Origin of the sequence: Streptomyces sp. NPDC002730, assembly GCF_042888805.1 — a bacterium.
Lineage (GTDB): Bacteria > Actinomycetota > Actinomycetes > Streptomycetales > Streptomycetaceae > Streptomyces.
In genome coordinates this window covers 42,220-56,738 of sequence record NZ_JBIAQG010000009.1, presented here as the reverse complement: position 1 = coordinate 56,738, position 14,519 = coordinate 42,220, and the positions used below count along the sequence as shown (strand labels likewise).

Below are 14,519 nucleotides of genomic sequence, written 5' to 3'. Positions count from 1 at the left end.
GCAGTGCCGCGTACACCCCTGAGGCAGGGAGAGTTGGGCGTTCTCGGCACTGCGTCGCATGTCAGCCAGGTTCGCCCAAAGGAGTGCCCCGAGGCGTCCGACGTGTCAGCATATGGCTCATGCTCTCGCTCGTGCCTCCTGCCGTGGCTCCCGGCAGAATGGCGGACACGCCCCAACCAGTGCTCCAGGCCTCGTACGAACTCGTGCTCCGGCCGTGGGAAACCGACGACGCTCCGCAGGTCATCGAGGCCTTCAGCGATCCCGAGATCCAGAAGTGGCACATGCTGGAGGTGACCACGGAGGAGCATGCCCGCCAGTGGATCATTGCCCGGCAGCGGAGTTGGCAGCGGGAGTCCGGGGCGAACTGGGCCATCACGAACGCGAAGACCGGGGATATCGTCGGCCGTGCCGGACTGCGTTACATCGATCTGCGCGCGGGACGAGGCGACTGCACCTACTGGGTCCTCCCGCCGGCCCGCGGGCAGGACATCGCGGCACGGGCGCTTCAGGAAATCGCCCGATGGGCCTTCGAGGACATAGGGCTGCATCGGGTGACGGCGGCGCATTCCACCGTCAACACCGCGTCGTGCCGCGTTGCCACGAAGGCCGCGTTCACGTTCGAAGGCACGATGCGCAGTCAGACGAGACACCTGGACGGCTGGCACGACATGCACCTGCACGCACGCATTCACAGCGACAAGGGCTGAAGCTGACGGAAGAAACACCTCATCCGTCTGGGGGGACAAGGATGCAGCTCACCGTTTTCCTCAGCTTTGAGAACCACCAGAAGAACCGGGCTGTCTGGCTCGGCCGAGAACTCGCCGCATCCGGCTTCCGGGTCATCATGGAGGACGATTTCGGGGCCAGTTCACCGCGCGTGGAAATGGCCAACGCCATTCAGGACTGCGACCTCGTCGTGGCCCTGGTCACCAGCGCCTACGCCCACGCACGAGCCACGCAACGGGAGCTCGACTTCGCCGAGGCGTTCGGCAAGAAGGTCGTCGCGGTCTTCACCGGGCTGTCGTCCCGCAGTGCACCGGCCAAGTCGTACACGGCGTACCGCCGCCTGGAGATCAGCGAGACCTGGGAGGACACCGACGCCCAGTGGCGTCAGGTCCACGAGCTGCTCGTACGGCTGCTGCATCAAGAGGTGCAGGCCTCACCGCCCTCAAGGCCGAGCCCGCGGAACAGTCCATCGGGTGTTCCCCTGGAGAACGCGGTCCTGCTGTACGACATCGAGGACAGGGCGCTGGCCGACCTCATTATTCAGGCCCGGCCCGGATGGCGGAGAAAGGGTGGACCGGGCGAGGCGAATGCCACGGAAATCCCGCACGTTCTCCTGTGGACGGTCGCGTCGGCCGAAACCTACAGCCTGGGACGCAAGGAACTGGAGCATGCCGCTGCCGAGTCTCCGGTGTATCTCGCAGTCGCCGGAGACGCTCCCCCTCCCGCTCCCGAGCTGGACGCGCCCTCGTTCTCGGTGAACGAATTCATCCCCCAGGCCCGCAGGGTGGCGAGCCGGCCCGGACGGAAGGCCGCTCCCCAGTCCCGGGTGGCCAAGCTGAACGAGCAGGTGCTCGCCGCCAACGACAGAACGCCGATCAATGTGCTGGTCGACCGCCTCTGTTGCTCGCCCCGAGTCGCCGAACTGGCCGCTGAGGCCTACCGCATCGCTGTGAGTGAGCTCAATGCGGGTGACCATCTGAGGCTCTCCGCGGTCTACAACCAGGCGCTCGCTCTCAGATTCCGCGGTGACTGGCGGCAGGCCGTCGAATTGATCCACAACGAGCTGCTGGCCACGCCCTCCGATCTGACCGCACAGGCCGAGAACCTTCGGCTGCATCTCACGCTCGAGCGAATGTCACTCGAATACGAGCTGGGCGACCGGCGGTCGGCCGGTATCGAGCAGGAGATCACGAATCTGCAGCTGGAGTTCCGGGCCGCCGGCGAGCTGCCCGGTTATGTGCAGACCGGCCGTGTCCTCGGGAACGTGCTCCGCGAGCGCGGCAAGTTCGACGCCGGTGAGCGCGTGATCCAGCGCACGATCGGCGTCGCGGAGTATCTCGCGGAATCCACCGACGGCAGCTACGGCGACCTGGTGCTCGCCGACTGCCTGCGGGAGCTGGCGCAGCTGTATGTGGCACGGATGGACTTCACCCGAGCCCGCAGCAGCCTCAAGGACGCCAAACAACTGCTCGCCGTCCGGGGCGAGGAGACGCATGGAGCCGCGCGCTACCTCTCGGCCGTGCTGATGTACGTCGACGCGACGATCGACGACCGCGACGGGACGCACACCCATGCAGACCCGCCGACCGAGCGTGCTCACAGCGCGCTGGAGATCCTTTCCGGCTTCGAGAACCCGATCCGGCTGGCAACGATCTACGACTGGCTGGGCCGGGCCTGGACCCGGCATGTCCCCAGCAGGCGCGAGAACCTGACCCGCGCGGAAGAGTATCTGCGCAAGGCGCTGCGCATGCGTGAGGTCCACGGGCACAGCTACACCCTCGGTCTCTCGCATCTGTCGCTCGGCGGGCTGTACGAAGTGCTGGGGAACATGGAGCGGGCGCTCGACAGCTATGAGCTCGGCCGTCAGGTCTTCAACCAGCGGGGCCTCCGTCCGGCTCTGGCACGGGCGCACGCGGCCCTGGCCCGCGGCTACTTCCGGATGTCCCGCAGTCCGGACGACGACGCCGGGACCCTGTACCGCGAGCATCTGGAACACGCGGACAGGCTTTATCAGGAGATCCGGCTCGCCAAAGAAGGCATGGAGTTGCGCTTCGAATTGGAGCACAGCGGCCGTCGGGCCATGCACGAGGTTCCGGACAACACCCCACTCATCTCCGTCGGCGAGTACCACTTCCACAAGTGGATCCGCGAGCACACCGCTACGCACGGCCCGGAGCTGGACCGCAATTTCAGCCTCACCGTAGGCATCGGTGACGACGCCGCGGTCGTGTCGTTCGACGGAGCGGCCAACGGTCAAGGCCTTGTGTACACAACGGACTCTGCTCCGGGATCGCTGGCCGAACCCGGCAAGTCGCCCGAGTACGTGGGCCGTTTCACGGTGGTCCAGACGCTGGCCGACATCATTTCCATGGGTGCCCAGCCGGTCGGGCTGCTCCTCAATCTCTTCCTGTCGCGTTCCGTCTCGGTCGGCTATGCCCGGCGTCTGATCGAGGCTGTGGTGCGCGAGGCCGCTCGCTACGGCGTCGCCGTCATCGGGGGAGATGCCAAGGAGCGCAGCGAGCAGTCGGTGGGCTGTGTGGGCATCGGATACGTCGACAAGTCCCGCATCCTCACCAGGAATTCAGTGCGCCAGGGGCATGCCATCGGCATCACACTCGCTTCCAGCCCCACCGGCGGGTGCCGCCCGATCGGCACTCGATGGGCTCAGGAGCTGGTCGAGTACTACCGTATGGACCGCTCCGGCGTCATGCGTGACTTCCCCCAGCTGCGGAAAGTCGTCGACCCCAAGGCGAAGTACGAGCTGCTGTATCTGCCGGACAGAGTCATGGCAAGCGCCGTACGCACCGGCCTCATGAAGTCCGCCATGGACACCAGCGACGGTGTACTGGCCTGCCTGGAAATTCTCGGGCGGGAGAGCAGTGTGGGCTTCGAACTCGACGAGGCGGCGATCTCCGACATCATCGGCGACGAGGCACGCACGCTCGCCGGCATCCTCGGTCTTCCGACGGGGCTGTTCCTGTTCAGTGCCGGTCATGACTGGGAAGTGGTCTTCGCCTGCGAGGAAGCAGATTTTGCAGCCCTGGCGGCGGCCGTCGAGCACGATCTGCGGGGGAACGGCCGAGTGGTCCGCATCGGCACAGCGGTGCAGCGCACCGAGCAGGACGAAAGCGGTGTTCGCATTCGGCGGACGAATGGCGAAGAGCGATTGCTGCAGTACTACACGGACGAGAAGTTTGTCCCTCGCAGATATCAGGATCGCCCTTCTCAGTGGCTGACTTTCGCCCATAGATTCGCTCCGGATGATCAGTCCGGCGTCGAATGAGAATCCGCCGTGGCGGTCGCCGCCGACCACTCAACCGATTTCCGGTAAAACGCCATCAGCATATCAATGGCTTCGAACTACCGAGCATCACGGGGACTCACTCCTCCGCTGTTCGGATATCAGGTTGGTGAAGCATTGCAGACGGGTAATGATATTCTGAAGCCGAAACCGGAGGACCCGAAAGGGACCACCCCGTCACGGGTGGCTGTGGTCGGGTGCGGCCGAAGGTTCGGAACTGCGATACTTCCCGTCCTCAAGGAGTGCGAGGCCCAACTCGTAGCCGTCATCGATCCAAACCGTCATGCGCGCGACAGCGTAATTTCCGGTCTTCTCGGGCAACCCACTCCGGTGACGTCCGAAGAATTGTCGGCGACCGTCCTGCGCGACAGCAGGCCGGACACGGTCATCGTGGCCTCCCCCAGCGGACTCCATTTCGAGCACGCCTGGATGGCGCTTGCATCGGGAATGATGACATTCGTGGAAAAACCTCTGGCGCGCTGTGCGGAGGAGGCGGACCGACTGAGAAGCATGAGCGGAAGAAGGCTCGCCGTCTCGGAGCAGCGAGTGCACCGCACAGATCTCAAGTTCGTACGGGAGTGCATTTCGTCCGGCGGCATCGGCAGAGTCACGAAGATCACCTATCACGATACCGTCGCTCCCGTTCCTTCGTTCGGCAAGAGCTGGCGCAACGATCTGCTGCTGGCGGGCGGAGGGGTTCTATTCGATCTCGGATATCACACGATCAATACGCTGCAGTGGCTCCTGGACAGTAGCTGTCACGACCTCGTGCCGCGCTTCGTTCGTCTCGGCCGGGGGAAATTCTCCGTCGAGGACAGTGCCCGCATATCCTGCACGGGTCAGGAAATGGAACTGCGGTTGCGCATCGGTCTCGATGCGGCATGTCCGGGCGAGTTTCTCCTGATCGAGGGAACAAGAGCCTCCGTGCGGGTCAGAAGGGAACGCCTGGACGGCTCCATATCACTCGTCGCCGTGCACACTCAGAAATCCGGAACACGCATCACCCGTCACCACCTCGACAACGCGCACGACACCCGTTCTCTGAGGGACTTCATGGCCGGAAAAATATCTGAGGCATCACTCGACCGTCATGTGGCGACGGTACGGCTGCTCGAAGCATTCTACGAACATGCGAACACCAGAAGGGGCTTCTTATGAATCTGCTGAACTATCAGGAGAAGACATTCATCCAGGAAATTTTGGGGCCGCTCGCCAGCACGGCCCAGGCAGGGAACTTCGAGGATGCGGTGGTGCTCGACCTGGCGAAGATGACCGGACAGAATGATGCCCCTTTTCTTGTCTATTCGATGGACCAGCCCTACTTCATCCAGCAGCCCGACGCCTCCCTTGCCCCCCAGCGCTTCTACGGCCGCTGGATCGCGGGCACCACTTGCAATGACATCATCGCCATGGGCGCCAGGTGCCGCGGCTTCTCACTCGCTCTGGCGGCACCCCCTCAGACCCCCGCAGATGACATCCGGTCCATTGCCCTCGGCATCAACGATGTGCTGACGAGCATCGGCTCGGCATACGAGGGGGGTAATTTCCACAACGGCGACATGGCGACCGTCGGGTTCGCCTGGGGCACCGTGCCCAGACATGGAATTGTCCGGCGGTCGGGTGCTCGCCCCGGTGACAGAATCGTTGTCACGGGCGAACTCGGTTTCGGATGGCTCGAGTACCAGATCAGAAAGAATCACCTGGAGCATCTGATCGACGAAGCGGACAAGGAGAAATTCCGCACCTACAAGTCGATGCCGATCGGTGCCGCATCGGCCGTCGCCGCAGCCGCCGAGAGTGAATGCTTCACCTCAGGCATGGACCTGAGCGACGGGCTGATCGAATTCCTGTACACCGTGAAAACCAGAAACAACGTCGGATGCCTGATCGACGCCGACCTCCTTCCGGTGTCTGCTGCGAGCCGGCGCAACGCCCCTCTTCTCGGCCGGCTCGACTCGTCGCTCGGTATCGTCGAGAAGTTTCCGTTTCTCCTCTCCTTCGATCCGGGCTACGACTCCCCGCTGCGGCACGCGTTCACGGTTCGCCCCGAGGCCCTTGCCGACGCATCGCAGCACTTCAGCGAGCACGGCTCCGAACTGCATGTCATCGGTGAGGTGACCGATGACCCGGCCGTCCTGCTCAAGACGGACCGGAACATCTGCGAAATTCCGCCGTTCTGGGACGACAACCTCCGTCAGACCACCACCATGGAAGCCTGGTCCGACTTCATCAAGGGACTCGACCTGAAAGGATGAGCGATGCGGAAGGACGAACTCGCGCTGCATGGAGGCCCGCCCGCCGTGACGGTGGAATGGAGCCAGGACTGGCCGTACATCGGCACGGAAGAGGTCGCCGCGGTGACCGATCTGCTCGAACGCGGCGTCATCTCCATCTACGACCGTTCTGGCATCGTGGCCGAATTCGAGCAGGCCTTCGCGGACTACCACGCGGAGGAGCAGGGCGTCCCGTATGCGCTGTCCCACAATTCCGGCACGTCGTCCTTGCACGCCGCATACTTCGGACTCGGCATCCGGCCTGGCGACGAAGTCGTCGTCCCCACCTACACGTTCCTCGCCACCGTGACCCCGCTGCTCCAGATGGGCGCGCTGCCGGTCTTCGCCGATCTGGACCCGGTCACGCTGACCATGGACCCGCGGTCGGTCGAATCCCGCATATCTCCGCGTACCCGCGCCATCGTCGTCACCCATATGTGGGGGCATCCCGCAGACATGGCGGCGCTGCTCGCCATTGCCGAGCGTCACGCTCTGCCCGTGGTCGAGGACTGCTCGCACGCCCACGGAGCCACCATTGGGAACCAGAAGGTCGGCACGTTCGGATCGGTGGGCTGTTTCAGTCTCGAAGGCCACAAGGCAGTCGCAGCGGGTGAGGGCGGAATCCTGGTGACGCGCTCGCGCGAGGTCTACGAACGCGCGCTCATGCTGGGTCACTTCGGACGCCGAGCCAAGGACGAGGTCATGCACAAGGACCTGGTTCCCTTTATCCAGACCGGGTTCGGCCACAAGTACCGTATGCATCCGCTGGCGGCCGCGATAGCCCTTCAGCAGCTGCGCCGACTCGACGCGCGCAACGAGCGCCGTCGTGCCAACCTCGATCTGCTGTGCGAGGTACTGAGCCCAGTACCGGGAATCCGTCCGCCGACAACACTTCCCGGAGTGGCGCGGGGCGGCTGGTACGGGTTCAAGGCCCGGTATCTGAGTGCCGAACTGGGCGGCCTACCTCTCCCGCGTTTCATGGACGCCCTGCAGGCCGAAGGAGTGCAGGTGAAACGGCCCGGCTCGCCTCCGCTGCACCGGGTTCCCGTCTTCCGCATCACCCGCACGGAGGCCCAGCGTCTCGGACTCTCCTGGGCCGGCTCTCTGCCGGAGTCGACTCCGCCGTTATGGGATTGCCCCGTGGCCGACGGAGTGTATCCGGAGCTGCTGAGCCTGCCCACGTTCTCCGGGGACTGCTTTCCCGTCGTACGCCAGTACGGTGAGGCGTTCGCCAAAGTCGCCGACCGATGGCAGGACCTGCTGTGAATCGACAGCCCGCCGCACCACATCGAACGGACCGCATGAGCCAACTCTTACGCACTTCGGTCGCCCGAGTGCTCTTCTCCGTACTGATAGGCGCCACCACAGGACTCGTTCTCTTCGGGGTCACCCGACTCTCCGGCCGCGATCTCTTCGTCGTCACCGGCGGCATCGCCGGTGCGGTCAGCGTCTTGATGTTCCAGGTCTACGGCCGCGCCGCGCGACTGACCGAAGTGACCGTCACAGTGCCGCAGTTCAGTCAGCTGACCTTCATAGTCAACGACGAGTCCCGGCAAGTGGCATGGCGCTTGTTCGTCGAGACTGTCACACGGGTGAGCACCCAGCCCCTCAAACACGACGACGGCCTGATCCGCGAGACTCTCACCTCGCTGTACGGGCTGTTCGCCACGACGCGTGAGGCGCTGAAGGGCGCACGCCCCTCGGTGCCGGTCTCCGGAGGCCCGACCGTCGAGTATCTCGCCATCACCATGCTCAACCGGGAGCTCCGCCCGTTCCTGTCCAGCTGGCATCCGCGCCTGCTGGCCTACGAGAACGCGACCCCGGACGGGCCTGAGTCGGCCTGGCCGGACAACGCAGACTGCCGTGCCGAACTCCGTCTCGTACAAGCGAACTTGCGCAGCTACGCGCTGGGGTTCGCGCGACTGGCAGGCGTCAAGGAGGGGCAGCTTCTGATCGACGGCGCCCCCTGACAGACGCAGGACCACCGGGTGTCAACAGTCAGGGACACAAGAAGTGGAAGCCCGGCTTGGGGTGCATCAGGAAGTCGTGGTGGGAGATGTTCCACGCGTACGCCCCGGCCAGCGAGAACACCACACGGTCACCCGCCCGAAGACCCGCCGCCGGGACCCGGCGGGCAAGGACGTCCTTGGGAGTGCAGAGCTGGCCGGCCAGGGTGACCAACTCCTGCTGGGCCGTGGACCGCGGCCAGGGGTGCGGCCAGTCGTTCACCGGAAGCACCGTGCAGGGCTGGTCGTGGCCCTTCGTCGCCGGGGTGCGCAGATGGTGCGTGCCGCCCCGGACGACCGCGAACTCCTCGCCGTGGCTCGGCTTCACGTCCAGCACCTCGGTGGCGTACCAGCCGCAGTACGCGGTCAGCGCGCGGCCCGGCTCGATGCGCAGCGTCAGGCCGGGCTGGGCCGCGGTGAGACGGGCGAGGCCCGCCCCGTAGGCGGCCCAGTCGAAGCGGGCGTCGGGGTCGGTGTAGTCGACGGTCATGCCGCCGCCCACGTTCACCTCGCGCAGGTCGATGCCGTGGCGTGCGGCGAGACTCGCGGCCCAGGTCACAATGGACTCGGCGGCGGCGAGCTGCTGAGGGGCCTGAAGGCCGCTGGCCAGATGGGCGTGGATGCCGAGCAGCTCGAGGTGCGGGCAGGTGCCGTCAGTGAGGAGGCGAATCGCGTCATCCGCCTGGGTCGGGTCGAGACCGAACGGCGTCGGCCGGCCGCCCATGGACAGGGCGCTGGCCGCCAACGAACCGTCGGCCAGGGGAAGGTTGAACCGCAGCAGAACTCCGACAGGCGCATCGGAAGCCCGCCGGGAGGCGAGTTCCGCCAGCATCCGGAGCTCGTACGCGCTCTCGACATGGAAGCGCTCCACGCCCAGGTCCAGCGCCGCGGCGATCTCGGCAGGCGTCTTTCCCGGGCCGCCGAAGGCCAGCGGACGCCCCGGAACAGCCTTTGCGACATGGGCGAGTTCACCGCCCGACGAGACCTCGTAGCCGTCCACATACGGGCCGAGCGCAGCCAGGATCTCAGGTTCCGGGTTGGCCTTGGCGGCGTAGTACAACTCGACGCGCTCGGGCAGTACCGACCGGACGGACGCGGCATGCTCGCGCAAAGCGCCGAGGTCGTACAGATAGGCGGGCAGACTCTGGGCCGGGAGCGACAGGGCGCGGTCGCGCACCGGCTCGGTGGGGGCGGTCATCGGGCGCTCCAGACGTCGTCGGTGCGGGTCGCTCGGGACAGCACGTCCTCGGCGAACGGGGAAGGTAGGCGGACATAGCCCGCCTCGCGGTCGGCCGTGCGCTCCCAGCGGGTAAGCAGATTGGCCTTGGCGGGCAGCGGCGCACCGGCCAGCAGGGCACCGAGACGGGCCGGACAGCCGTGCTCGTCCGCGTACTCCTGCAGCACCCGGCGGACCTCGGCCCACAGCGCGGGTTCGGTCTCCGGGTGCAGATCGGCGAGCGCGGCGAGCATGTCGGACACATGGTTCACCACGAGGCAGTAGACGACTCGGTTCCAGCCTCGCTCGGCGTCGTACGTCAGCGGGCCCGCGACCTCGGGCGGCAGCGTGGCAAGTGTGTCGGCGTAGTGCTCGGGGAGGAGCTTGGTGCCTTCGAGATCACGGAAGAGGACCTGCGCGGGTCTGCCGTCGGCGTCGACACAGACGACGACGTTCTGAAGATGCGGTTCGAGGACAAGACCATGGTCGAAGTAGGCGGCCAGGACGGGCGGGAGGAGCAGCGCCAGATACTCCCGCCACCACCTCAGGGCGCTGCCGGGGTCCGAGTCCGCCAGCAGCCTGGAGATATGGGCGGGGCCCGTGGGGTACTCATCGGCGATGGCGGCCGCCAGCAGAGGTGTCGTGCCGGGCCGGAGATGGACATCGAGCCCTTCGCGGACGATCACACCGAAGCCTTCGAGAAGAGCGAGGTCGGGCCGGCCGTCCGGGCCGGGGATGGCGAGGCTGCGGTAGGCGGGTTCGCGGAGCATGCCGCTGCCGGGGAAGCGGGTGGCCAGTTCGGCGAGGGCCGGTCCGAGCAGGCGGGTGAGGGCGACCGCGCCGGCCAGTTCGTAACTGGCGTTCTTGCGCAGGCAGTTGGTGATGCGGACGTTGAGGCTGAACTTCAGGAAGGTGTCGCCGTCGTAGAGGGTGCGTACGGACGCGGTGGCGGTGAACCGGCTTCGGCCGCGGCCGAGATCCAGGATGTCGCGCCGGGCGATGGCCGCCCGCAGCGACGGGTGCTCGTGGAGCAGTGCGTACTGCCAGGGGTGTGCGGGCAGCAGCCGGTATCCCTCGGGCACCGCGTGCAGCCGGTCCAGCGGGTCGGTGGCGCCCGGCTCGGCCGACTCCTGGACGGTCAGATGCTCGCGTACGGCGAGCAGGTGGAGCGGGAAGGCGGCCGCGGCTTCGGGGGCGTAGGCGGACCAGAGGGCGGGGTCGCCGCTGCGGGCCTTGGGGGTGGGGTGGAAGCGGTGGCCGAGTCTGAGTGACTGCTCGGATGCCAGGTACGTGGCGAGCCGGCCACCGTCGAGGGCGGGACGCGGCGCGGCCAGGGCGGCGCGGACGCCCTGATGGCTTGCGTCGACCTGGGCCAGGAATTCGTCATTGCGCGCGCCGGTACGGAGCGAGAGCTCGGCATGGGTGTACTCGGCGAGGCGGCGCCAGCCGAGCTCGGACCAGCCGGTGCCGGTCTGTTCGGCGACCGGGCCCCTGAAGCGGTGCGCTCCGATGAAGGACGTACGGCGAAGGGCCACTTTCAGCAGCACCCCGCGGCGTGGCAGGCGCAGCAGCAGATGGCCGTCGATGACGGCGGTCTCGTGCTCGGGGCCGGAGACCTCGCGGAGGAGACAGTTGAGGAGGGTGTGGGCCACGGCCTCGTCGGCGCACGGCAGCCCGGTCGGGGCGGCGGAATGGGTCGCGGCATGAGTGGAGGAGTAGGTGGAGACAGTGTGGGTGGAGACAGTACCCATGGGCAGTGACATCAACGGCTCCGGCGGATGCGGCGAGCGGCAGGTGGGTTGTGTGCCGGGCATCGCCGCTCACACCTCCCGCAACAAGTAGTTGGGACCGGTGGTGTAGTGCTTGTTGATGTCGACCGCGCCCGAGCGCTCCTTGGTGAGCAGGGTGCCCGCGGTCACCATCGCCTTGACCGGCAGGCGCGCCGCGTCAAGGACGTGTTCGCGCAGTACGGCGCCGGGCTGCCCGGGCCGGGTCCCGAGCCGCTCCACGGCCTCAGCCAGTCGGTCGCGTACGAGATTCAGCAGCCGGTCGAGCGGGGCGCGGCCATGGCGGGCGAGACCGAAGGCATACGCCCCCGCGCACAGATGGACCGTGATGGTGGTGAACAGATCGACGACCGGCGCGTCGCTGTCTCCGAAAATCCGCGCGTCGTCGAACTCGGACGGGTCGGGCGCTTCCACGCCGAGGGCGGCGCGCATCCGTACGGTGTTGATGCGCGGTCCGTCGTTGTCCTTGAGCAGCAGTCTGATCCGGGTGCGGCCCGCCTGCGTGTCCAGCACCAGCGAAATGTTCTGCTGATGGGACTCCAGGGCGATTCCGTACCCGAAGAGCGTTGTCTGCCAGTCGAAGAGCAGGGTGAGTACGGCGTCGAGAAGGGCGAGTGGATCGCCGCCGTGGAAACGGTCGGCGAGACGGTCGATCAGCAGCCGCCCGCCGGGGGCTTCGCTCAGCAGCGCCGCCATCGGCACGACGACAGCGTCGTCCAGGCCTGCCGGACAGCGCCGGAGCAGTACGGCGAGAAGTTCATGACCGGCGTGGGCGAAGCGGGTCTCGTCGGCATTCAGGATGCTGTCCCGAAAGCGCGGCTCGTGGTCGATCACGGTCTGCAGCAGGCGCTGCACCACCGCGCCGTCGACCAGTGTGCCAGGCTTGATCGTGCGCCGGTTGCGCATGCCCAACGTGGCGGTGGCCAGGGGTAGTTTGAGATGGATTCCGGGGTACGCGGCGAGTGCCACGGTCCGCATCGACAGGGTCGGTACGGCCTCCAGGTACGGACGGTCGGACAGCACCGCCCGGCTGTCGAGTCCGGTGGCGCGCAGTGCGTCCCGCAGCGGTTCGCCCACGGTCAGCGGATGGACGGGGATGGCGAGGTGACTGTCGTCGAGGTCCGGCAGGCCGAGCACCGACGGCGTCGGCCATGGGTCGGCCGGGTCCGCGGGCCCGTTCACGCCCTGTGCGGTGACCGCGTCCTTGGGTAGGGCGATCCAGCGCAGGGCGAATCGTGGGTTGAACTCCGGTGCATACGCACGTAGTTGCGCCGTCGTGAGTCCCAGGCGGCCACGCGCGGTGGGGTAGACGGGGTGGTCGAGGCGGGCGGCGAGGGTGTCGTGGGCGAGTCCGCCCGCGAGTCCGGTCCAGTCCGCGGGATCGGTGCCGTGCCGGGCCCCGAGCATCGCGATGACCTCATGGTGTGTGACGGCGTGCAGCCGCAGGGTGGCGAGAGTCTGGCGGCATTCGTCGGCGAGGGCGTCGAAGCCGTCGTGGTCCACGGGGTCGGCGAGCGCGCCGAGCGCGGCCAGGATGTCGTCGGCGGTGCTCAGTTCCATGCCGTCGGACTCCCGGCGCAGCAGGGGCAGACGGGCGCGGGTCTCGTACTGGAATCCGTCCTCGCGAATGGGCAGCTCAAGCGCGTCCCCGTCGGCGGCCTGCAGACGCAACCAGGCCCCGTCCGGGCGCTCCAGTGCGGTGGAGCGCGTGCGCAGGCCGACGACATCCTCCCGCAGCAGCGCGCTGAGCAGGCGAAGGAGGAGGTCCTTCTCGGCCGGGCAAGCGACTGTGTTCGTCACCGTCACGGGGTGATCTCCCAGCGCTGAGCGGCGAGGAAGTCGGTCACAGCCCGGTCCACGGTCTCCTGATCGCTGCCGACGGCCCGGACGACGCCCAGGAGATCGCGGTTGGTGTGGTGGAGCTCGTGCCGCTCACCGGTCCGCCGCAGCGGCCGGTAGGTCAACTGCACGTCACCGACCGTCAGTTCGGTCGCGGTAGGGGCGGCAGTGAGCGTGCCGGAGCGCTCGGCGCACGGATAGTCGAGCCGCGCCGCGCCGCCGGTCCGTGCCCCCAGGTCCGCCGGCAGCGGCTCGCCCAGGTGCGTACGGAGGATGTGCTCGAAGAGCGGAATGTCCAGCAGCCGCGCGAGGAGCAGGTCGCACTGATCCCCGATGGCGCGGTAGTTGACCTCGATGATGCGCGCGCGTTCTTCGTGCACGACGAACTCGGTGTGGCAGGCTCCGAATCCGACGCCGAGCGCTTCCAGCTGCGCAAGGACCTGCGCGACGACGGGCTCCGGATGGGCCGGAACGTAGGTCAGACGCTCCTCGATGAAGTACGGGGGTGGAGACAGCTCGGTGTGGAAGCCGCCCAGCACATGAAGGCTGGTGCCGTCGCCGAGTGTCTCCAGGGTGTACAGCTCGCCGGGCAGGTATTCCTCCACGACCAGGGCGGCCCCCGGCCGGTGTGCCCGGATCTCCTTGCACCGCAGCACAAGATCGTCGGGGCCGTCGACCAGGACGACGTCTTCGCTGGCCACACCCTCACGCGGCTTGACGACGCACGGGTACGGCAGATCGAGGGCGGCCAGGGTGGCGAGTGGGTCCTGTCCGGCGGCGAGTTCCACCGAGCGGACCGTGTCCATGCCGGTGGCGGCGAGGTGGCGGCGCATCTCCGCCTTGTCCTTGGTGCGCAGCGCGGCCTGCCAGCTTTTGGCGGGGAGGCCGAAGTAGTCGGCGGCCAGGGCAGTCTGGGTCTGCAGATGGTCGCTGTTGGTGAAGAGGGCGTCCGGCGGGCGATGGGTCGCTATCCGGGAGATGACCGCGCGGAAGTCGCGCACATCGCACTCGATGAGCTCGATGTCCGGGCAGGCGATCCGGTGCGCCTCGGGCTGGTCGGTGAGCAGGGTGATGTCGAGGCCGAGCCGGCGGGCGGCGGGGAGGAATCCCTCGGCGACCGAGTCGGTCGGGTTGAGGGCAAGCAGGTACAGCTGCATGAAGGGATCACTTCCGCGCGCAAGGTTCGGACCGTCCGAGAAGGTGAACCAATGGTGCTGGGACACAAACGGAGAGCCTAAGTTAGGTATGCCTAACTCTGTCAATTCGCCGCCACGCGGCCCCGGTTCACAGTCAAACCCATCAGTAGGGTTAAGGTGAGCCTTGCCTTATCACTCTGTGGCCTCCCGTGTGATCTCCCCTGTCCTCGATCTC

10 protein-coding genes are annotated in these 14,519 nt (G+C 67.0%); 6 read left to right on the top strand and 4 right to left on the bottom strand.

All coding sequences use genetic code 11. The features are described from left to right. Nucleotides 1–119 precede the first annotated feature (119 nt). The 6 genes from ACFYXH_RS23010 to ACFYXH_RS22985 all read left to right on the top strand — a co-directional run bounded on the left by ACFYXH_RS23010 (nt 120) and on the right by ACFYXH_RS22985 (nt 8,270). Nucleotides 120–707, top strand: coding sequence for a GNAT family N-acetyltransferase (locus tag ACFYXH_RS23010; RefSeq protein ID WP_389565937.1), 588 nt, complete (start codon nt 120–122; stop codon nt 705–707). A 41-nt stretch (nt 708–748) separates the two neighbouring features. Next, a complete protein-coding gene (locus tag ACFYXH_RS23005; RefSeq protein ID WP_389565935.1) occupies nt 749–4,009 on the top strand; it encodes an AIR synthase related protein in 3,261 nt (1,086 codons plus the stop codon). 66 nt (nt 4,010–4,075) lie between these two features. Then, entirely contained in the window at nt 4,076–5,185 is a 1,110-nt protein-coding gene (locus tag ACFYXH_RS23000; RefSeq protein WP_389565933.1) for a Gfo/Idh/MocA family protein, read from the top strand. Beyond that, a complete protein-coding gene (locus ACFYXH_RS22995) occupies nt 5,182–6,282 on the top strand; it encodes a thiamine-monophosphate kinase (protein ID WP_389565930.1) in 1,101 nt (366 codons plus the stop codon). The genes ACFYXH_RS23000 and ACFYXH_RS22995 overlap by 4 nt, the downstream gene beginning before the upstream one ends. A 3-nt stretch (nt 6,283–6,285) precedes the next feature. Next, on the top strand, nt 6,286–7,566 hold the full coding sequence (locus tag ACFYXH_RS22990) for a DegT/DnrJ/EryC1/StrS family aminotransferase (protein WP_389565927.1): 1,281 nt from the start codon (nt 6,286–6,288) through the stop codon (nt 7,564–7,566). A gap of 35 nt (nt 7,567–7,601) precedes the next feature. Continuing rightward, complete coding sequence (locus ACFYXH_RS22985; protein ID WP_389565924.1) at nt 7,602–8,270, top strand: hypothetical protein; 669 nt, start codon at nt 7,602–7,604, stop codon at nt 8,268–8,270. 28 nt (nt 8,271–8,298) lie between these two features. On the opposite strand, the gene ACFYXH_RS22980 is transcribed toward ACFYXH_RS22985, so the two are convergent. The 4 genes from ACFYXH_RS22980 to ACFYXH_RS22965 all read right to left on the bottom strand — a co-directional run bounded on the left by ACFYXH_RS22980 (nt 8,299) and on the right by ACFYXH_RS22965 (nt 14,305). Further along, nucleotides 8,299–9,504 carry a type III PLP-dependent enzyme gene (locus tag ACFYXH_RS22980; RefSeq protein WP_389565922.1) on the bottom strand — a complete coding sequence of 402 codons (1,206 nt, stop codon included), beginning with the start codon at nt 9,502–9,504 and terminating at the stop codon, nt 8,299–8,301. After that, nucleotides 9,501–11,273, bottom strand: a complete 1,773-nt coding sequence (locus tag ACFYXH_RS22975) for an IucA/IucC family protein (RefSeq protein WP_389566777.1) — start codon at nt 11,271–11,273, stop codon at nt 9,501–9,503. The genes ACFYXH_RS22980 and ACFYXH_RS22975 overlap by 4 nt, the downstream gene beginning before the upstream one ends. A 69-nt stretch (nt 11,274–11,342) precedes the next feature. Continuing rightward, nucleotides 11,343–13,109 carry an IucA/IucC family protein gene (locus ACFYXH_RS22970; protein WP_389565919.1) on the bottom strand — a complete coding sequence of 589 codons (1,767 nt, stop codon included), beginning with the start codon at nt 13,107–13,109 and terminating at the stop codon, nt 11,343–11,345. Between the two features lie 2 nt (nt 13,110–13,111). Beyond that, nucleotides 13,112–14,305: an acetyl-CoA carboxylase biotin carboxylase subunit family protein gene (locus tag ACFYXH_RS22965; RefSeq protein ID WP_389566774.1), complete on the bottom strand. Its 1,194-nt coding sequence runs from the start codon at nt 14,303–14,305 to the stop codon at nt 13,112–13,114. Nucleotides 14,306–14,519: the final 214 nt, after the last annotated feature.